Source organism: Paenibacillus sp. JJ1683, assembly GCF_053006485.1.
This window is the reverse complement of record NZ_CM129820.1, coordinates 2,039,239-2,058,196: the sequence shown is the minus strand read 5'-3', so window position 1 is coordinate 2,058,196 and position 18,958 is coordinate 2,039,239. Positions and strand designations below refer to the sequence as shown.

18 protein-coding genes, 1 pseudogene and 1 other annotated feature are annotated in these 18,958 nt (G+C 44.3%); of the genes and pseudogenes, 3 read left to right on the top strand and 16 right to left on the bottom strand.

The genetic code is table 11. The annotated features are described in order from the left end of the window. Window positions 1–94 precede the first annotated feature (94 nt). From ACUC6J_RS09060 to ACUC6J_RS09015, 10 genes are all read right to left on the bottom strand, one after another. Window positions 95–568 carry a MarR family transcriptional regulator gene (locus tag ACUC6J_RS09060; RefSeq protein WP_016819178.1) on the bottom strand — a complete coding sequence of 158 codons (474 nt, stop codon included), beginning with the start codon at window positions 566–568 and terminating at the stop codon, window positions 95–97. 225 nt (window positions 569–793) lie between these two features. Next, window positions 794–1,219: a VOC family protein gene (locus ACUC6J_RS09055; protein ID WP_016819177.1), complete on the bottom strand. Its 426-nt coding sequence runs from the start codon at window positions 1,217–1,219 to the stop codon at window positions 794–796. A 92-nt stretch (window positions 1,220–1,311) separates the two neighbouring features. After that, window positions 1,312–1,962 (bottom strand): hypothetical protein, encoded by a 651-nt coding sequence (locus tag ACUC6J_RS09050; RefSeq protein ID WP_447250089.1) that lies wholly within the window; start codon window positions 1,960–1,962, stop codon window positions 1,312–1,314. Window positions 1,963–1,995: 33 nt separating this feature from the next. Next, window positions 1,996–2,526: a GrpB family protein gene (locus ACUC6J_RS09045; RefSeq protein WP_250247105.1), complete on the bottom strand. Its 531-nt coding sequence runs from the start codon at window positions 2,524–2,526 to the stop codon at window positions 1,996–1,998. 87 nt (window positions 2,527–2,613) lie between these two features. Beyond that, on the bottom strand, window positions 2,614–4,722 hold the full coding sequence (locus tag ACUC6J_RS09040) for a class I SAM-dependent methyltransferase (protein ID WP_025364599.1): 2,109 nt from the start codon (window positions 4,720–4,722) through the stop codon (window positions 2,614–2,616). Between the two features lie 341 nt (window positions 4,723–5,063). Further along, window positions 5,064–6,032 carry a glycoside hydrolase family 43 protein gene (locus ACUC6J_RS09035; RefSeq protein ID WP_025364598.1) on the bottom strand — a complete coding sequence of 323 codons (969 nt, stop codon included), beginning with the start codon at window positions 6,030–6,032 and terminating at the stop codon, window positions 5,064–5,066. Window positions 6,033–6,072: 40 nt separating this feature from the next. After that, window positions 6,073–7,458 (bottom strand): arabinan endo-1,5-alpha-L-arabinosidase, encoded by a 1,386-nt coding sequence (locus ACUC6J_RS09030; protein WP_117289693.1) that lies wholly within the window; start codon window positions 7,456–7,458, stop codon window positions 6,073–6,075. Between the two features lie 85 nt (window positions 7,459–7,543). Next, complete coding sequence (locus ACUC6J_RS09025) at window positions 7,544–8,386, bottom strand: carbohydrate ABC transporter permease (protein ID WP_013370549.1); 843 nt, start codon at window positions 8,384–8,386, stop codon at window positions 7,544–7,546. A 27-nt stretch (window positions 8,387–8,413) separates the two neighbouring features. After that, a complete protein-coding gene (locus ACUC6J_RS09020; RefSeq protein ID WP_013370548.1) occupies window positions 8,414–9,304 on the bottom strand; it encodes a carbohydrate ABC transporter permease in 891 nt (296 codons plus the stop codon). A 92-nt stretch (window positions 9,305–9,396) separates the two neighbouring features. Further along, a complete protein-coding gene (locus ACUC6J_RS09015) occupies window positions 9,397–10,740 on the bottom strand; it encodes an ABC transporter substrate-binding protein (RefSeq protein WP_025364595.1) in 1,344 nt (447 codons plus the stop codon). A 510-nt stretch (window positions 10,741–11,250) separates the two neighbouring features. On the opposite strand from ACUC6J_RS09015, the gene ACUC6J_RS09010 reads away from it, so the two are divergent. Next, window positions 11,251–12,168 carry an ArsR/SmtB family transcription factor gene (locus tag ACUC6J_RS09010; RefSeq protein ID WP_447250088.1) on the top strand — a complete coding sequence of 306 codons (918 nt, stop codon included), beginning with the start codon at window positions 11,251–11,253 and terminating at the stop codon, window positions 12,166–12,168. 73 nt (window positions 12,169–12,241) lie between these two features. Here ACUC6J_RS09010 and ACUC6J_RS09005 read toward each other — a convergent pair. Together ACUC6J_RS09005 and ACUC6J_RS09000 are read right to left on the bottom strand one after the other, a co-directional pair. Then, window positions 12,242–12,943 (bottom strand): annotated as a pseudogene (locus tag ACUC6J_RS09005) (DUF1361 domain-containing protein). Between the two features lie 90 nt (window positions 12,944–13,033). Further along, complete coding sequence (locus tag ACUC6J_RS09000; RefSeq protein ID WP_017425810.1) at window positions 13,034–13,642, bottom strand: DUF1349 domain-containing protein; 609 nt, start codon at window positions 13,640–13,642, stop codon at window positions 13,034–13,036. A 190-nt stretch (window positions 13,643–13,832) separates the two neighbouring features. Then, window positions 13,833–14,071: a binding site (T-box leader), on the top strand. Window positions 14,072–14,113: 42 nt separating this feature from the next. On the opposite strand from ACUC6J_RS09000, the gene ACUC6J_RS08995 reads away from it, so the two are divergent. Continuing rightward, window positions 14,114–15,298: an aminotransferase class I/II-fold pyridoxal phosphate-dependent enzyme gene (locus tag ACUC6J_RS08995; RefSeq protein ID WP_039277073.1), complete on the top strand. Its 1,185-nt coding sequence runs from the start codon at window positions 14,114–14,116 to the stop codon at window positions 15,296–15,298. A gap of 47 nt (window positions 15,299–15,345) precedes the next feature. Here the strand turns inward: ACUC6J_RS08995 and ACUC6J_RS08990 are convergent, their stop codons facing one another. The 4 genes from ACUC6J_RS08990 to ACUC6J_RS08975 all read right to left on the bottom strand — a co-directional run bounded on the left by ACUC6J_RS08990 (window position 15,346) and on the right by ACUC6J_RS08975 (window position 17,490). Beyond that, window positions 15,346–15,819, bottom strand: coding sequence for an NUDIX hydrolase (locus tag ACUC6J_RS08990; protein ID WP_016819162.1), 474 nt, complete (start codon window positions 15,817–15,819; stop codon window positions 15,346–15,348). Between the two features lie 99 nt (window positions 15,820–15,918). Then, window positions 15,919–16,455, bottom strand: a complete 537-nt coding sequence (locus ACUC6J_RS08985; RefSeq protein WP_031463268.1) for an O-acetyl-ADP-ribose deacetylase — start codon at window positions 16,453–16,455, stop codon at window positions 15,919–15,921. A gap of 32 nt (window positions 16,456–16,487) precedes the next feature. Then, a complete protein-coding gene (locus tag ACUC6J_RS08980; protein ID WP_447250087.1) occupies window positions 16,488–16,880 on the bottom strand; it encodes a hypothetical protein in 393 nt (130 codons plus the stop codon). Between the two features lie 22 nt (window positions 16,881–16,902). Continuing rightward, window positions 16,903–17,490, bottom strand: coding sequence for a TetR/AcrR family transcriptional regulator (locus tag ACUC6J_RS08975; RefSeq protein WP_017425814.1), 588 nt, complete (start codon window positions 17,488–17,490; stop codon window positions 16,903–16,905). Window positions 17,491–17,685: 195 nt separating this feature from the next. On the opposite strand from ACUC6J_RS08975, the gene ACUC6J_RS08970 reads away from it, so the two are divergent. After that, on the top strand, window positions 17,686–18,921 hold the full coding sequence (locus ACUC6J_RS08970) for an MFS transporter (protein ID WP_447250086.1): 1,236 nt from the start codon (window positions 17,686–17,688) through the stop codon (window positions 18,919–18,921). The last annotated feature ends 37 nt before the right edge of the window (window positions 18,922–18,958 follow it).

The window sequence follows — 18,958 nt, the reverse complement described above, 5'->3', positions numbered from 1 at the left end:
CATTTTTTCTTCCCTGGAAACAAAATAATAAAAAAAAGGCAGCCCGTTCTCAATAGAGCCCGGCTGCCTGTGGTTTGATTTTCATTATTCAAATTTATTTCGACTTGATATCTATATCCTTTTTCTTTATTTCTGCATCTAAATGCCTGCTATACTTTTCCAAGAAGCTAAGCATACTGTCAAATTGCTCCTCGGTTACCTGCTCAAATACGGCTTTATCCCGCTCTTGAAACTCCTTGTGCAGTTCCTCATGGATTTTATAGACTACTTTCCCTTGCTCAGTAAGCCTAAAATAAATTTCTTTCTTGTTATCCGGCTTCTGGTAGCTTTCGATAAGGCCTTTTTTTATGAGCTTCTTAGTTATTTTACTTATGGCACCGCTAGTCATATAAAGGGACTCCGCAAGTGTTGTCACGTTGGAATCTACATTTTTTTCAATGTATTCCATGCAATGTACTTCAGAAGGCTTATAACCCTTAAGACTGTCTTCCATCTTGTCCTTATTAAGCCAAACCATCTTGTTATATAAGTCCCTGAAACCCATTATGACCTGTTCTTCTTTGTTCATGGACTGTCCTCCCACCCGTTGGTGCATTAACAATTTAATATAATATATTTTGGTTTCCATTTCAACAATATTAAAACAATTATTTTAGGAATTGAGCGATACATGAAAAAAGAGATCCGAACACTCCCCATACCTTTATGTATTATATTTATTTTTCAGACGAGGACATGCACGCAAAAAAACGGCCAGATCGCTAAAGTAGCGAACCGAGCCGTTTTCCATTTCTTAAGACCGAGCCTCTGTGAACATTTGAAAGGTGACACCAAACTTGTCTGTTACATTCCCATAAGCTGGACTAAAATGGGTTTCCTGCAAAGGCATTCCCACCTGCCCTCCTTGCTGTAAAGCATCAAACATTTTTTGAGCTTGCTCCACACTATCGGTTGTAATACAGATACTCACCTGATTCCCGCTGCTAAACGGCGATCCGGGAAAGGTATCCGAAAACATGAGCTCTGTCTCGCCCACTTTAAGGGTGGCATGTCCCACACGTTCCTTGACCTCTGCGGGAATGGGAAAATCGGGGTTTTCCGGCATTTCCCCAAAGGTTTGAATAAAAAGCAGTTGAGCATCCAATGCCTTTTCATAAAATTCGATTGCTTCTTTTGCATTTCCATCCATCGTGATGTAAGGAATCAAACGTTTGGACATCTTCAACACAACTCCTTTAATTCGAGGTAATTAGCCCAGCCATTTCTCCTGTATTATATACAAAACTTGTCAAGAAAAACAAATCTGTATTCTTAGCTTTCATGCACCTGAACGCCAAGCTGTTTTAGCTCCTTTATCGCTTCCCTAACGTTACGCTGTGGATGAAGCGCAGAGATCATCTGTGCAGTGATCGGAACGCCGTTGAAAATCTGGCTTACCACCCCTAGAGAAATCGGCAGCTCATAGTAACTTTCAGCCCAATCCTGATATTCCTCCGGTGTAACTATAATTTTCCCCAGCAAAAAGGATGAGCCATCGTCATATTCCTCAGGAATGTTCACGTTGCCCATACGCCACTCCTTATCTCCCGCTTCCCTCCACATACAAAAGGTAACGTCCTCCTTCTCCAGCGCTTCATCTTCTAAAAGCTCCATCATATCATCAGGTACACCGTCGTACATGCCCGGCCAGATCTCATATTCGTCTCTTGCATGAGGACTTACAGGGGATTCGTGGTCAAAACCTTTTAATAGCACAGCTCCACGCGTCCATAGCATATGAATCGTATCTCCAGCGCCGTTGTTCACCTCACCTAGGCACACATCACCAGACCATCCAGACTGCATTCGATACGTGCGCAACCAATCTTCTGGAGACAATATAATATCCAGTGCTGACAGTAGCATCATTCTGTCTTTTAAACCATTCGGCGTTACCTGTGCATCAAGCATCCTATTCTTCATCATTCCTCCACCTTGTCCACGCGTACTAAAATTTCATTTGTCTCTACTTTGTCTTTCAAGCTTCGCTTGCTCAACCACCTGCCGAATGAAAGGTCCCTTGGCTTCGGTATACGCTGCACGGTCATGATTGAATTGGTGAGCCAAATCTTTTTTTAAAGTCTCATACGCTCCCAGGCTCTCAGGATGCGCTTTCAAGTAATCTCTGAACAATAGATGGTTTTCCCAATGCTCTCCTTTATACTTGTAAATATGCAAATGATGGGTCCCAGCTCCCCATTCTCCACGGCGAAAGAAAGCTCGCTCTGGAAAATCAGGCTTATGTACATATTCATATTGAATACCTAGCAAACGCTCTCGCTGTTCGGATTGAATCATCGCCAAATCTTCTACTCCAACCATAATGTCGATAATAGCCTTGGCTCCCAAACCAGGAACGGATGTACTACCGATATGCTCTACGCCGACACACACGTCTCCGAGAGCCTCTATCAATTTGGCCTGTTCTTGTATGTACTCTGCTACCCACTGCGGATTATATTCGGATATCACTACCTGCGCGGACATGAACGCACCTCCATTCATTTTCCAAAAAAATGCCTTCCCAGTGCGCTTGGCACAACTCAGAAGGCATTCTCTTGTTTAAATTATAAATCATTTAGTTGCTTCATCCCTGTTATTTGGCTTCTCAATTACGATCAGACAGGTACTGTCTGGCAAAGGAACCGGCTGACCTTGCTCATCCATGAACTCAACACGACTGGACAGCGCTTCGGCATAGCCCTCCTGCAAATAGTGGCGGCTCAACCGGATAATCGCTTGTGGTCCAAGTGTGTTACGAATACACTCTTCATACTGTGACGGAGTAAAATAACCAAACTGCTCCTGTACCTCATGCACATAGGCTTCCGCCCCCCATGTATAGGTATACAGAAATTCCATTGCATCATTTACCGGCAAAACAGCCTCATGCTCACCTATGCGCTCTATTTCAATGGGGCGACCCGCAAAATCCTGCGCATACCGCAGCAGCCATTCCATTCCGTCCGGCTCCAAAAATCGAATGCGTCTGCGCTGCTCTACTGGTTCGGTCATAATACCGTCACGAATGATAATGCGCCCGCCGGGTGCAAGTACACGGTAGGCGCTATGCAAAGCAGCCTCCACTGTTTGTGAATTGAACCTTTTTCCATCTCGTTCAATGTAGGAATACAGCTCATGAAGAATCGAAGAGAAAATAACCGTATCCATGCTCTCCGTTTCCACATACTCTTCTAATTGAAGCGCATCCCCTTTGATGACATCCCAACGACGGTGCTCCAATTGCTTTTTACGTTTAAGGGCCTCAATCACATTCACAGAAATGTCAAGACCCAACGGCTTCGAGTCCGGTCTTTCTTGCTCGATCAGGTCCAGCAGTACGCCCCCGCCAGGTCCGATATCCAGTATACGGGTTCCAGTCACGTAATCTAGAATGACCCTTTTGAAATCGGCGGTCTGGTTCATATCTGTAAGGTATGTTTCCTCATTGTGAAAGCGATCATAGGCATCGCGCCGTAATCCGAACAGATCAAACAGCAGCAGGACTGCTTTGTCATACAGAGGCGTCTTTTCTGCCTCAATACAAAAGTCGATCAATTTTTCTGCAGCTGATGAAAATACAAAATTAAAAAATACGGTACTTGGCAACTCCTCCTTATGCTCTACGACTACACTCAAATGAGGATTATGCTCCCGTTTCCCTTTTGTGATATCCTGCCAGGACAATGCGCTTAAATATTTTTCTATCATTCTTTTTTTGTATACGTTAATTTTCTTAACACCACGATAGTCATAATACATCGTATTCATAAGCGATTCAAAACTAATATGCCGTACCGTTGCAGGCTGTTCCTGCCCTGTGCCATCCCTCAACGTGAGTAAAAATACCTTAACCAATTCTTGAAGTGAAAAATCCTGCAAAGCTGATTCTACATACCAAAGTGTCCGATTCTCCAGCGGAGCCAGCGCCTTCTCTACATTCAGCTCCCGCTCCAGCTCGGCGTAAGCCTGCTCAAACGGCTCACCTTCATGAATCGAAACCGACCGCAATCTCTCCAGTCGCTCCTTTACACTCCAGACTACAGGGGCGTTATCCCAGGCAATCCAGCCGATTAACTGCTCCACTTCACCGCGTACTTGCTCCCATAATGCAGGATCTACACCAGCGATAATGCATTCGTTCAGTGCTCGTAACACAAGCTCCAATTCCTCCGAGCTCAGCCAGCCTTTACGAGTAATTTCAAGCAGCAGTCGATTTTCCGCAAAAGGTATTTCTCCCCGTATATACTGCCCGATCAATCCATGCGTCTCAATCAGAATCCGGGTCATGCTGTTACGCGGGTATGCAGGGGACTCTGCTTGAGCCTGTCTGACATACAGCTGGGAGGAGCCAATATTATGTACAAATAAATTAATGCCCTCATGCTGCCAGCGTAGCCGTTCGCGGACTGTGCCTCCTTTGGCGGTCTCAGACCATACCAATACATCCTCCAGTAGCTCTTTAACCCAGAATGACAATGGAAGTCCGTCCAAAATAAGCAATGTGCGCTCCACATAATCCAGTACAGGATTAGCATCCTTTAACTCACCTATGGATCGAATGCGCTCCAAATTTACAATACGCTCCTCAGCCGAAACAAGCAGCTTTAGCCAGGTCGGTGTATCCCAGGCCAGATCACTTTCTTTCCTGTAATTAGCAATGGCTTTTAACGATTGTAACATTTTTCTCACCTCGTGTGATTCGATTCGGTATGCACAGGAGACTTTTGAAAATATCTTGTATACCCTACACTTTACCATACATTTGTAGCTTCCATCTCGTGGAAAATATTAAACATTTGTATCAATTATTCGCTTGACATGTTCTGTGTATCGCATCCCATGATTTAAAGTACCCGTAACTTCGCTCCGTCTCCCAAAAGCAAAAAGATACCTTCCAACCCTAAGGTCGAAGGTATCTTATTACGATTGTTACACGCAGCAAAATTACTTTCCTACGTTGTTTATAAAATTATAGTGTCGCTGTGTGACACGTTAATCATCTAGCATATATTTCGACTGGATTAACCAACAGAAACGCCATCTGGTACCGGGATACCAAAGTCAGGTGTTCCATCCTCATTCCAGTTCAAACGCTGAACACGTGTATGACGATTCGGATCATACAGCGGGTCACCTGTAATTTCCTTGTAATTACGAGCGTGATATACGATAACGTCACTACCATCCTCAGCAACAGTAAAGCTGTTGTGACCAGGTCCGAATTGACCTGTTTCCTCATTCGTGCAGAATACTGGCGCAGGAGACTTTGCCCACGATTTCGGGTCAAGTAAGTTGGCATTCTCGTCTGCCGTTAGCAGACCCATGCAATAATTGTGATCTGTAGCACTAGCTGAATAGCTGATAAAAATCCTTCCGTTCCGTTTCAGAACGGCTGCTCCTTCATTTACCTTAAAACCGATAACTTCCCAGTCATATTCTGGTGTTGAGATCATGACCTGCTCACCACGCAGCGTCCACGGATTGCTCATTTCTGATATATACAAATTGGAATTACCTATGATGTCCGGGTCTTTCTGAGCCCATACATAATATAGAACGCCATTATGCTGGAAGGTTGTCGCATCGAGAGCAAACGTCTCCCAGCGAGTTTTGATCTGTCCCTTTTCCACCCATTCACCTTCCAGCGGATTAGCTGAAGCATTTTCCAGCACAAACATCCGATGGTCGAACAGACCTTCCTTCGTTTCTGTAGTACGAGCTGCTGCAAAATAAATGTACCATTTGTCGTTAATATAATGAATTTCCGGTGCCCAAATGTTCGCGCTTAACGGACCCGTTTCATATTTATGCCACACTGCCACTGGTTCTGCTGTATTCAAGCCTTGAATAGTACGTGCCCGCCGAACCTCAATGCGGTCATACTCTGGCACAGATCCGGTAAAATAATAATACCCATCACTATGCTTGTAAATCCAAGGGTCTGCACGTTGCTCAATGACCGGATTATTAAAAGATACAGGTTGATTCATGGTTTTTCTCTCCTCTATGTGTAATATGTAGTTCATATGATTAATCGGTGATACGTTTTCCCCAGATGGAAATTCCTTTTTCATTCATACCCGTGAAAATTAGAGTATGACGACCGAGCTCCCAGTCCCATGAAGGAAGCAATAGCAATTCCTCCTTTGACCCTTCGGACGCATTGCTCCAATCCATTGTTAGCGTACGTCTACCATCAAAACTCCAGTGACCTTCCAGAGAACCACTGGTTGCCCGCCCTCCAGCTTCCAGACGAAGCGGTTCAGCTTCCACCTGACCGTCTACTTCTTGCCTTATCACGATGCGCTCCCAGTTGCCGGATAATAACCTTTTGGGTATATCCTGTTCCTTTTCGCCCGCATACCGCTCCGGCGATACGACAGGCCAACCATCAGCCGTCCACAATATTTTGCGCACATGCAAGTAAGGCCAGCTTTTATCCGTTTCTCCCCGCGCATGATGAACAATGTAGTAATCGTCTCCGTCCTTCAGCACGGAATTATGACCTGGCGCAACCCAGCCTTCTCCTTCGCTGAAACGATAACCACCCAGCACCTTGTTCCCAATCTCATATTGAGGCAAATAACTGGTATCCGCCATATCATGTCCATTTATATCCACGTACGGACCTGTGATAGAATCCGAGCGAGCTACGCGAACATTGTAGTCCTCGAATAAAGAATCATACGAGACGAACAAGTAGTATTTACGGAACACAGGATTGTACACAATGTACGGTCCTTCCACAGCTCCGTCCTCGGTTGCCCGATCTCTGGCAGCGATATTTTTACCATAGCCTGGCTCTTTGAGCTTTCCAGTCTGCGGATCGAGCGGTGTAATATGAATCCCGCCAAAAAATGATCCGTATACCATCCATAGATTTCCTTCGGCATCCAATACCGGATTAGCATCAATTGCGTTCAGCTTGTCATGCTCATCCGTTTTAATAACCAGCCCCTCATCCTTCCAAGGACCTTCCGGGGAGTTGGATGTCTGCAACCCAATAGCTGATCGTGTGCTGCCAAATGTGGAAGCAGAATAATACATTCGATAGGTATCGCCCATCTTTATAATGTCCGGGGCCCACAGATTCGTTGCTGATGACCATGCCCCCGCTTCCTTTGGAATGCCGGGTAAAGCATATTGAACCCAGCTCCAGTGAATCAGGTCGGTCGATTTGCGCACCATAACACCCGGCCTCAATTCTCCACCTGTCTTTACATCCGTCGAATAGACATAATATCCCTGATCAGTTTTGATAATCGCTGGGTCATGGGCATTGTTAATAGTCCAGCGCTGTTCATCGTCTATCGTACTTTGATCATACAAGTGATCAGGAGGCGGAGCCTGCGGATATACAGGGTCCGGAGTGTTATCCCCACAGCCAGATAGACCCAGCATTAGCAGCATAACCATAACTGTTATTCTCCTCCTTCCTTTACTCAGTACATAGGGTGACTGCGTTACATCATTAACCGAATCGTCCAAGTGCAAGTGTCAATTAACCCTTGACACCAGAAATGGCAACCGACTCAATAATTTGTTTCTGGAAGATTAGGAATATAATCAACACAGGTAACAAGGCTATAATGGAAGCCGCCATAATAAGTGGATAGTCCGTCTGAATGGCATAAGTCGCATTAAAATTCGCGATAACCAGCTGCAATGTCTGCGTTTCTGGTGAGTTCAAGTAAATAATCGGTGCCAAGTAATCGTTCCAAATTCCCATAAACCATAAAATTAGCTGTGCCGCAACTGCCGGCTTAATGAGCGGAAACGTAATCGATGAATAAAGTCGGAAATAAGAGCTTCCGTCAATTTTAGCAGCTTCGATAATAGCATCCGGTACACTGAGCAAATACTGCCGCAAGAAAAAGATCATGACTACATTACCGAACAAGCCGGGAACGATCAGAGGCAACAGCGTATCTATCCAGCCAAGTTTGGAGAACATCATAAACTGTGGAATCATAACTGTTGGGTAAGGAATCATCATGGATGCGATGAGTGCCAAAAACAGTTTATTTTTATGAGGGAATCTCAGCTTTGCGAATGCAAAAGCAGCTACACTAGATGTGAAGGTACCCACAACCGTGACACTTACAGCCACAATCACGCTGTTCTTGATCCCGCTTAATAGAGGACCTGCTTCCCAAATTTCCTTGTACTTACCAAACTGAAACACCTCTGGTATCCATACTGGTGGGAGTGCAAAGACATCCTGCTTTTCTTTTACCGAAGTGGACAACATCCAAAGCAACGGTGCGATCATCGCAATCGCTCCAATCGCCAGTACAATAAAGATAATGATATTGGTAACTTTCGTTTTTTGACTATGGGACATAATCAGCCTCACTCCTTTCCGCGAAAATCAATCCCCATCAAAGGATGATTTTTCATTCATTTTAAATTGAATCAAAGTTACGATAAAAATGAAGATGCCGAGAATCATAGCCATCGCGGAGGCATATCCCATTTGCAGGTTTTTAAATGCCTTATCCCAAATATAGAAGACAATTGAGGCGGATGAGTATTCCGGACCCCCTGTAGGTGTCATAATGTTCATTTCAGTAAAGATTTGCGAACCACCAATAATGTTGGTAACGACCAGGAAGAAGGTTACTGGTTTCACCATTGGCCAAGTGATATTGCGGAACATTTGGAATCCGCTAGCTCCGTCCAGCTCTGCTGCTTCATAATAAGAGCGAGATACGCTTTGCAGCGCAGCCAGATATAGCAACATTGTATATCCGAGACCTTTCCATACAGTCATGAGAATCAGGGCCGGTTTGACTGTGTCCTTATCCATCAGCCAGTTAGGTCCCTTAATACCGAACAATTCAAGGAATTGGTTCACCAAACCATAATCTCCGTTGTAGGCCCAGTTCCACATAATAGAAACGGCAGCCAACGAAGAAATGACCGGAATATAATAGATCACACGAAATGTTGTCGTACCTGGAATCTTGCGATTCAGTCCCAGTGCCAGTAGTAAAGCTAGTACCAGACCAATTGGAATACCCAACATTAAGAAAAGAGTATTGTACATCGATTTGTAAAAGAGTTCATCGCTAAATAAATCCTTAAAATTGTCGAACCCAATAAAGTTCATTTGTCCCAATCCGTCCCAGTCTGTAAAAGAGCCGTATAACGAATAGACAAACGGGAACAACGTAAAGATTAGCAGACCGAGAATAGGTGGAAGAATAAATAAGTATCCATATATCTTCTCTTTGCGGTAGAGATTAGATTTGGTTATCACAGGGCTCACCTCTGTTTCTGATTTGGAATGAAGATGATGTTAGCAGCATGATATTCAGCCACTAACATCATCCTTTTCCCTCTATTTACGCATTATTTCTGTGATTTTTTCTCTTGCTCCACCGCTTTATCCAGCAGTTTCTGCATCTTCGGTTGTTCTTGCTTCACATAATCTGCTGCCGTAATTTTGCCATCCAGCACAGGTTGGATATCTGTGAAGAAAATATCGTACCATTCTGCGTTATACGTATAGTTACCTGGTAATGCACGTCCATAGTCTTTTACGATATCAATAAATTCTTGTTTGTTGTTAGGCTTTGTTTTTGTATCTTTGACCCACTCATCAGCCATATCCAGCAGATTCGGAATCTGTACCTTGGCATCTACGAGCTGCTTCATGCCTTCTTTGGAAGTAGTCAGATAGTTAACCAATTCTACAGCTTCATCTGGATATTTTGTTTTAGAGGAAACACCGATACCCAGAGAACCAATCCATGTTGCCGGTTTGCCAGTCGATCCTGTTGGGAAAGGCAACAAATCATATTCGAATGGCAGTTTTTCAAATGTACTCATATCCCAAGGCCCTACTGGGAAGAACGCCATTTCGCCTTTCATCCAGCGTTGATATGTGTCCAATGTTTGTGATTGTTCAATGCCAGGTGTAATTTTATATTTGTTTTGCATATCAGCAAAGAACTGAAGCGCTTCCGCAAATTTCGGATCGTCAATCGTTACTTTGGTTTTGCTCTCATCCAGCCAATCAGCGCCATTACTCCATACAAAGGCTTGCAATGCCCACTGAACGTTAAAGCCTGTTCCGTACTGATCTGGTTTGCCGTCCCCGTTAGTATCTTTGGTCAGCTCTTGGTTAACCTTGATGAACTCCTCCCATGTATACGGTTTGTCTTTGTCAGGCAATGGAACACCTGCTTTTTCAAACATGGTTTTGTTATAACCCAAGGCGAATGGACCCAAGTCCTTCGGCATACCGTAAATATTTCCTTGACCAGCCATTTTACCGTCATAGCGATACAAATCTACACCGTATTTCCAAATGTTATCCAGATTTATATCCTTGCTCTTCTCAATATAAGGTGTCAGATCCTTCAACACCCCACTGTTAACATAAGCTTTCAAATCTCCAGGGGCATAATAGAAGATATCTGGAAGATTGTTACCTGTAATTGCAGCTCTAAGCTTTGTAGCATATTGGTCTGCTGCCGTCACGACCATTTTAACCTTTACACCAGGATGTTCTTCTTCAAATTTCTTGATAACATCCTTATAAGCCTTCTGCTCATCCGTTCCTCCACGGAACATGAAAGTCAATTCCTTGCTTCCATCGCTACTGGAACTTCCTCCACTACAGCCTGCCAGTGCAGCAACCATCAACAACAGAACAACCATTGTTAGTGCAAAACCTTTTTTCTTTGTCAACGCGACCCCTCCTAAAATTAAAATGAAACCGCATACATTAAGTGTTAAAATAACTTCATACCACTCGGCCTAATCTTTAACTGTGCGGTACACAACCCGTTGTTGATTGCCGCTGTGATTATCATCCCTCTCATGTACCATATAATTAACATTTACCTTTATCAATAATGAATTCGTTTACAAATAAAATATAGCACGCCATTCTACGGTTCGTCAATGCATTTTTCAATCTTTTTAAATAATTATAAAACATAGATTGGAGTAACTTAAAAAGCAAAATTAAATCGTTTTTAAGTATATTTTCGCAATGAATACTAAATAAAATACTTAAATACGATTTATATTATAAAAAACACCTTATTTTAGAACGTCATTTCCTCTCTTCTTCTTTTAGTAAAAAATATTTACAGAAAAGCAGTTTACTTCTTTATGATTTTATTTTAACATAAATCAAAGTAAAAATATAAGCGCTTACATTACATTTTTTATAGATAAGGATGGGCTATAGCTATGATTTATATTAAGAACTTAATGTCGGGGTTAGATATTTTCAAAGCACTGGGCTCGGAAATTCGCATTCAAATTCTTGAGTTACTTGCTGTTCAAGGACAAAGTATGAATGATATTGCGAGCAAGCTAAATTTGAGCAACGGCACCATTACGATGCATATTCGCAAACTGGAAGAATGCGGGCTTGTGGAAATCAATACGGTAAGCGGTAAACACGGGACCCGAAAAATGTGCTATTTAAATAAGGAAAAGCTAATGGTAGATCTGCGCAGCAGAGAACAAAAAAATGTGTATGAGGTAGAAATTCGCATCGGTCATTATAGTAACTACCAGGCGGTTCCTACTTGTGGATTAGTGACCAAAGACAGCATTATCGGCGATTTTGATGATCCACGCTATTTTGCAGATCCCGCGCGACTGGACTCTGAAATGATCTGGATGGCAGAAGGCTTTCTGGAATACCGCATTCCTAACTACTTGAAAGCGAATCAATCCTTTACCGAAATTCAATTTTCCGCAGAGCTGGGATCAGAAGCACCGTGTTATTGTGAGGACTATCCGTCTGATATTTGTTTTCATATAAATGGTATTGCCATCGGTCACTGGACGAGCCCAGGCGATTTTGGAGCTGTTCCCGGGGTTCTCAATCCTGATTGGTGGCCCCCACACTTGAATCAATACGGCATGCTGAAGTTAATTCGCATCAACCAGCATGGAAGCTTCATTGACGGGTGCCGTATATCAGAAGTCACCATAGACGATATTGGACTTGATTACAAAAGCGATATTACACTGCGTTTATCCGTATCTGATCAATCGCAAAACAAAGGAGGACTCACTATTTTTGGTAAAAGATTCGGAAATTTCGGCCAAGATTTGCTTGTGCGCGTGCTTTACGATGTACACGAAGAAAGATAACTCCAACTCCTAATTCGCCACAGATAAAAGGCCGAAGTCTGTATTCATTGAATACATGTCCTCGGCCTAAATCCTAATCTTCACTTAAAGAGATATAAATAAATAGATAAAAGATGATTGCCATCCCAAACACCAGCCAGCTAAAGGACAGCAAATGAAGCTTCTCCCCTGCATGTACTGCCCATCTCCAAAGATCCGCAAAAAGCACCAGCGGTTGCAGCAACACATCCCAGCTATTCCAGCGGGCAAATCTGCCTATATACACACCTATGCTGGCCAGCCATAACATCACAAAAACTACAGCCCATGCAAGCCAACCTGAACAAATCTTCCTCAACATACGATGGATCATCAATACACAAAGGGATGTAAGAAAAAGACCAATTCCAGCGGCCGAAAAGGACGTAAATAAGATTAGCCAAAATTGAGTATTCAACCAAAAACGCGTACCAGGATTCACATCGTACAAACGGAATGCATGTAGTAGTTCGGTCACTAAATAAAGAGCATTTGGCAGAAAAAACAACCATACCCATGCGGCGAAAAATAAAAGAATATTTCTTACTTTTGCATTTCGCAATCTGAATAACGCCACCATGAACAATGAAATAAACACCGGAACCTATGCCAGGAATATATCCCAGTACAGAAATTGATATATTCTCGTCCCGCTTGTGGACTGTAGATACATAATGAGTCCGAAACAGCCCAACGTAGCTACAAGCATCACCCCCAACATACCGGGCAGCTTGTAACCCTTCCTTCTTAACAGCAAACTTCCATCTACCTCCTGCCTAAGAACGCGTATTTACGTCTCTTCAGTTCTCTCTTATAGCGCTTTCACATTTAGAAAGAGGGCTTTTATTTATTCCACGTTTCGTATATCCTCGAACACATGATCTGTTATCGTCAAAGTATCAAAGGTAACATTACACCCCGCCCCTACCGGAGATTGTGCGACAACCCCAACTTTTAGCTGGCTGGGAACATTCATGCCAAAATATCTGGCCAGTTTCCAATGTTGACCATCCGAGGAATAATGAAAGGCAAAGCAATTTCCAGCTCGTGTTACTCGCAAATATGGATTAGAAGCATCCATCGCCCCCGATATACAATCATCGGATGTATCCCGTGTGACCACACTAAGGATCGAGGGGGTATTCTCAAAGTATTCAAAGCATACCTTAGCCCAATGAGTATCATCCGCCATCACCATCAAGCATCCTGAATCATAGGGCTGCTTCATATCGACACGAACCCTCGTCCAGATTGTAAAATCTCCATGTAGGGTGGTATGCAAAAAAGGAGCGGACGATTTGATAACTGCGCCGGACGGATCTCTAAAAAAATCTGCCTGTGAAGGTGCAGAGACTTGTAAAGCCTTGGATTCATCGAAGCTCCATACAGTTGGTTCGTTGATCCACCTCCATCCTTGAGGCAAAACCTTTTCGTTAAAGCCTTCAAATACATTCATATGGACACCATCCCTCTCTAGCCAATATAGTCTTAACACAGTGAAATTTTGGGGCAGAATTCCCCATGATACCACTATATACGTAATCTTCCAGTCGTCAATGATGATGCTTCTGTCTTCCAGAATTATAAAAAAAGACTTGCTATTCTGAAATGTTGTGCTTATAATTACACCTAAATTGATACGGTAACAAATTTCAATGACGAGAACGAGTAAGCTATACAGCGGATTTGCAGAGAGTTGGGGCAGGTGAAAGCCAACATTCCGAGGGTAGCTGAACGCCATCTCTGAGAAGCGGGCTGAACCTGAAGTAAGCTCTGCCGCCTTTCCAGCGTTAACCGGAACACGTATTGATGGATACGTGAACAGAGTGTCATTTCCTATGGAATGAAACTAGGGTGGTAACACGGGTATAAACTCGTCCCTTTTACAGGGGCGGGTTTTTTTGTTTTTCAATAAGGAGGAATCAACATGACAAATGTATCGACAGCAGTATCTATAACTGATTTTTTGACTCCGGCTGTACGGGAAATGCCGCCTTCAGGTATCCGTCGGTTTTTTGAATATAGTGCAGGCAGAAAAGATATCGTATCACTTGGTGTCGGTGAACCGGATTTTATAACCCCTCAACATGTGAGAAAGGCCTGTATCACAGCACTGGAAAATGGTAAAACCTCATACACACCCAATGCAGGTCTCCCTGAGCTTCGCGAGGAAATTGCCGGATATCTGGAGAGCAGCTTCAGTACATCCTATAACCCGGCAGATGAAATCATGGTCACTGTTGGCAGCAGTGAAGCATTGGATTTGGCGCTACGCGCCCTCATCACAACACACGATGAAATACTCATACCAGCACCCTGTTATATTTCGTATTCGCCTATCACGTTTTTGAACGGAGGACATACCGTAACGGTTGAAACGTCTGCCGACCAGCAGTTTAAGCTGACAGCTGAGGCGCTCAAATCCAAGCTGACTCCACGATCCAAAGTGCTTATTCTCTGTTATCCGAACAACCCGACAGGCGGGGTGATGACCTATGAGGATTGGCTACCCATTGCCCGTCTGGTTGAGGAGCATAATCTTATTGTCATATCGGACGAAATTTATGCTGAATTGACCTATGGACAGCAGCATGTAAGTTTCGCTTCTCTGCCAGGAATGAAAGAACGCACCCTGCTCATCAGCGGCTTTTCCAAAGCATTTGCCATGACAGGCTGGAGGGTCGGCTATGTATGCGGTCCGAAAGAATTGATTTCAGCCATGCTGAAAATCCATCAGTATACAGCCATGTGCGCTCCTATTATCGGGCAAATTGCCGCGATTGAATCCCTGCGCAATGGGCTAGAGGAGAAAGATCGTATGATGGAGTCCTATAATCAACGTCGAAAATGGTTCGTTGCCGGCCTATGTCAGACAGGACTTCCATGTCATGAACCAAACGGTACCTTCTATGCTTTTCCTTCCATTGCGCATACAGGGTTAAGCTCCGAACAGTTTGCCAAGCGACTGCTGGAAGAACAAGGAGTTATAACGGTCCCGGGTTCCGCATTTGGCCCAGGCGGCGAAGGCTTTATCCGCTGCTCGTATGCGTCATCGCGTGAACAGTTGGAAATGGCTCTGGAACGCATCAGCGTATTCCTGAAACGCCTGTAAACCCGATTTTCCATAACATGGACTGAACATGAGCATGGGGTGAACATTTACTTCAGCAACTTCTGAATAAGCTTTTTCTGGTGTGTTGGCAAACCTTCCGGCCATTCCCCTACGCGGCAATAACAAATGTCGGAGATTTCAGCGCTTGGTCGAAAGGTACCCGGGATCACCCGGCCTGTAAAAATAAGATCCACACGGTTCGGCAACTGGCCAAACTGGGCTTGCGCCAATGAGGTGATCTCTACCTCCAGCCCGGTTTCTTCCCGGACTTCGCGCCGCAGGGCAATTTCCGGCTGCTCTAGCTCCATCCAGCCGCCGGGAATCCCCCACGGCTGCTTCCGGTATACGTGCTTTAATAGCAGCACTTCCCCGGCCTCATTCGTGAAAATGCCCAGCACAGCAATTAAAAATTTATGTTGTGCCCGGTACACCAAAGCATTTTTCAATCGAGTAAACGGCGTATGCTTATACATGAATACAAGCCAATCCCGCGGGATCTTATTTACCAGCTTAGCCAGCATAACACACCTCCAGTTGAGCACTCTTACATCAACTCATTCGTTGGATTAAGGTAAATGAGGAGCTTAAGTATGTATACTAAAAGATTAATCTTTAGGTGACTATAGCTTACGGCTATATAACTGAGCATTTTCCGCATCAAAACAAACAAAAATAATCTCATTCAACCCAGCATGTTCCTGTACAAAACATGTCACTTCCTGTATAGCAATCTCGGCCGCCTTTTCTTTTGGGAATCGGTAGATGCCTGTGCTAATATTGGGAAAAGCAATGCTGCGTGCATTCAGTTCTAGAGCCAATTGCAGTGTATGACGGTAGCATGTCGCCAATAGTTCTTCTTCCTGATGGTCGCCACCATTCCAGACTGGGCCGACCGTATGAACAACATATTGGGCATCCAGCTTGCCAGCCGTCGTATAAACCGCACCTCCTACTGGACATCCCCCTTGTTTGTTTCTGATACGGACACAATCCTCCAATATAGCCGGACCACCAGCTCTATGAATCGCACCATCTACACCACCGCCACCCAGCAAGCTTGTATTTGCTGCATTGACGATAATATCCGCCTTACAACGGGTAATATCCCCTTGCACCACACGTATGATCACGTTAAATCGTTCAATTTGGGTATCCATTGATCCTCCTTCTCTTCTAAAAACCAGCTTTGTTATATAGCCATCTTATAGTCTCTACAAGCGATTTCTAATATATCGTCATAGGTTTTCAACAGAAAGTGTCTTAGATTTTTCCCCCGTGCACTAGCTATTGTCGCTAATATTGGCGTATCTGTAAGCTCGTCAAAACTGCTACCTTGCGCATACTTCTGCTCAGACATGTCTAGAGCCACATCCAGTTCAATCATATTAAAGTAATAGACTCCTGTAAATATGAGCTCATAGGGTACAAAATCGTCTACTGCTTCCGGCGCTAAACTCCCATTAATCTCTCCCTTCAAAACCAGCTCTTTTTTTACATAATTCATATGAACCTGATCCAAATAGACCGCATCCCGTCCATGCAATTCACCAAGCGGTGTTTGAATAGCTTTTATGTGTGGCATCCAAGTGTTCTCCTGTCCTAAATTATTTTCCATCCAGCAACATAAGTGCGGTCGCAACCGCATGATCCACAAAAGAACGCGCTGGGCGTGACTTCATCATCACAGTTATCCCGATTAACAAAGAGACTAAAGTATGTGCCAAAGCTCGTGCATCCATAGTCACCTCAAGCTCCCCAGATTGAATACCACGTTCGAGGGTCGCCTGAAAGACAGCAGAAAGATACATCTGATGTTCTCTGGTTAAAATTTCAAACCTCTCATCATGAGGGGCTAACTCTACCATTGTATTGATGCAAAAACATCCCTTGTTAGACTCCTTCTCGTACTCTTCCGCCACCACTCCCCCAAAAAAATTGTAAAATGCTTCTTTTACAGATGAACTATTTTGCAGTTTAGCCCTTACACAAGCTGCATGAGATTGCGTATATTTACGCAGCGCAGCTTCGAATAATTGCTTTTTATCCCCAAAGGCAGCATATATGCTGGGGCGTTGTATTCCCATACGGGAGGTCAAATCACTTAAAGACGTGGCCTCGAATCCCTTTTCCCAAAAAACTTGCATCGCTGCATCCAACGCTTGATCTTCATCAAATTCTCGTGGTCGAACCATATTTAACCCCTTCTTTTTGTATCGTTCAGTATATTAAGATTGTATGATCTTCAGAAGCGGCTGTCAAATAAGTACGGGTTAAACTCTTGACAAATCTTATTTACGAGAGTTATATTGACCTAAAATTATTACATACCAATCAGTATATTATACTGATTGGTATGTAAATCACAGAAAGCGACGTGGTATGTGAAAATGAAGACGTCAGAAGAAAAAGCGATACTGCTCCCCCATCAAACGGTAGCCAGCACTGCCGAAATAGCTCCCATTCCGGTCCTATCCCGGTCTGTGGCGCTCTTGTTTGCCATCGCCTGCGGGCTGGCTGTCGCTAACATTTACTATGCACAGCCATTACTGGATGCGCTGGCGCACGAGTTTGGCATTACACACTCATCGGTCGGTATCGTTATTACCGTCACGCAAATTTGTTATGCGTTAGGACTGCTGCTACTCGTCCCGCTTGGCGATCTCTTGAACAGGCGGCGCTTGATTACAGGACAGATGCTGCTATCTGTGCTGGCATTAATCCTGGTTAGCTTTGCCCCTACCCGTACAATACTGCTTATGGGCATGGCAATGGTTGGGCTGCTGGCTGTAGTGACTCAAACACTCGTGGCATTCGCCTCGACCTTGGCTCATCCGACTGAACGCGGGCAGGTCGTAGGACTGGTAACCAGCGGAGTCGTTATCGGCATTTTACTCGCACGAACCGTTGCTGGTGTATTAACTGATCTGGCAGACTGGCGTTCAGTTTACCTTATTTCTGCTATACTTACGCTGTTTATGGCTGTGGCTCTATTGCGAGTACTCCCAAAGAACGAACCCACAAGCGCCACACTCTCCTATACGCAGCTGCTTCGCTCGGTTATCGCACTGTTCGTCCAAGAACGAATTCTGCGTATTCGTGCTGTCCTTGCGCTGCTTATTTTCACAGCGTTCAGCATATTGTGGACTTCGCTTGTATTACCTCTTAGTGCTCCCCCATTGTCTCTTTCACACACTGCAATTGGGGCCTTCGGCCTGGCTGGAGTCGCCGGAGCATTAGCAGCAGCCCAAGCAGGGCGACTTGCTGATCAAGGCTTGGGACAACGAACGACAGGTATCGCACTAGTTGTATTACTGCTGTCCTGGCTACCTATACGCTACACCGAGCATTCTCTATTCGCTTTAACTCTTGGTGTCATTCTTTTGGATTTGGCCGTACAGGCTGTACATGTCACTAACCAGAGCTTGATTTTCAACGTTCGCCCTGAAGCACGGAGCCGACTTACCGCAGGCTACATGATCTTTTATTCCATCGGTAGCGCCACTGGAGCCATTACCTCCACTCACATGTATACCTATGCTGGGTGGAACGGAGTTTGCCTATTGGGGGCGGGTGTCAGTGCTCTGGCTCTCATTTTTTGGGCGATGACTCGACGTTCAACTTGATGGTACATCCATATGGATGGGATCAACGAAAAACCGC

Bases quoted from the DNA above. Each gene is read 5' to 3' on its own strand.
- ACUC6J_RS09060 (WP_016819178.1), bottom strand. From the start codon at position 568: ATGAACAAAGAAGAACAGGTCATAATGGGTTTCAGGGACTTATATAAC.
- ACUC6J_RS09055 (WP_016819177.1), bottom strand. From the start codon at position 1,219: ATGTCCAAACGTTTGATTCCTTACATCACGATGGATGGAAATGCAAAA.
- ACUC6J_RS09050 (WP_447250089.1), bottom strand. From the start codon at position 1,962: ATGAAGAATAGGATGCTTGATGCACAGGTAACGCCGAATGGTTTAAAA.
- ACUC6J_RS09045 (WP_250247105.1), bottom strand. From the start codon at position 2,526: ATGTCCGCGCAGGTAGTGATATCCGAATATAATCCGCAGTGGGTAGCA.
- ACUC6J_RS09040 (WP_025364599.1), bottom strand. From the start codon at position 4,722: ATGTTACAATCGTTAAAAGCCATTGCTAATTACAGGAAAGAAAGTGAT.
- ACUC6J_RS09035 (WP_025364598.1), bottom strand. From the start codon at position 6,032: ATGAATCAACCTGTATCTTTTAATAATCCGGTCATTGAGCAACGTGCA.
- ACUC6J_RS09030 (WP_117289693.1), bottom strand. From the start codon at position 7,458: ATGGTTATGCTGCTAATGCTGGGTCTATCTGGCTGTGGGGATAACACT.
- ACUC6J_RS09025 (WP_013370549.1), bottom strand. From the start codon at position 8,386: ATGTCCCATAGTCAAAAAACGAAAGTTACCAATATCATTATCTTTATT.
- ACUC6J_RS09010 (WP_447250088.1), top strand. From the start codon at position 11,251: ATGATTTATATTAAGAACTTAATGTCGGGGTTAGATATTTTCAAAGCA.
- ACUC6J_RS09000 (WP_017425810.1), bottom strand. From the start codon at position 13,642: ATGAATGTATTTGAAGGCTTTAACGAAAAGGTTTTGCCTCAAGGATGG.
- ACUC6J_RS08995 (WP_039277073.1), top strand. From the start codon at position 14,114: ATGACAAATGTATCGACAGCAGTATCTATAACTGATTTTTTGACTCCG.
- ACUC6J_RS08990 (WP_016819162.1), bottom strand. From the start codon at position 15,819: ATGCTGGCTAAGCTGGTAAATAAGATCCCGCGGGATTGGCTTGTATTC.
- ACUC6J_RS08985 (WP_031463268.1), bottom strand. From the start codon at position 16,455: ATGGATACCCAAATTGAACGATTTAACGTGATCATACGTGTGGTGCAA.
- ACUC6J_RS08980 (WP_447250087.1), bottom strand. From the start codon at position 16,880: ATGCCACACATAAAAGCTATTCAAACACCGCTTGGTGAATTGCATGGA.
- ACUC6J_RS08975 (WP_017425814.1), bottom strand. From the start codon at position 17,490: ATGGTTCGACCACGAGAATTTGATGAAGATCAAGCGTTGGATGCAGCG.
- ACUC6J_RS08970 (WP_447250086.1), top strand. From the start codon at position 17,686: ATGAAGACGTCAGAAGAAAAAGCGATACTGCTCCCCCATCAAACGGTA.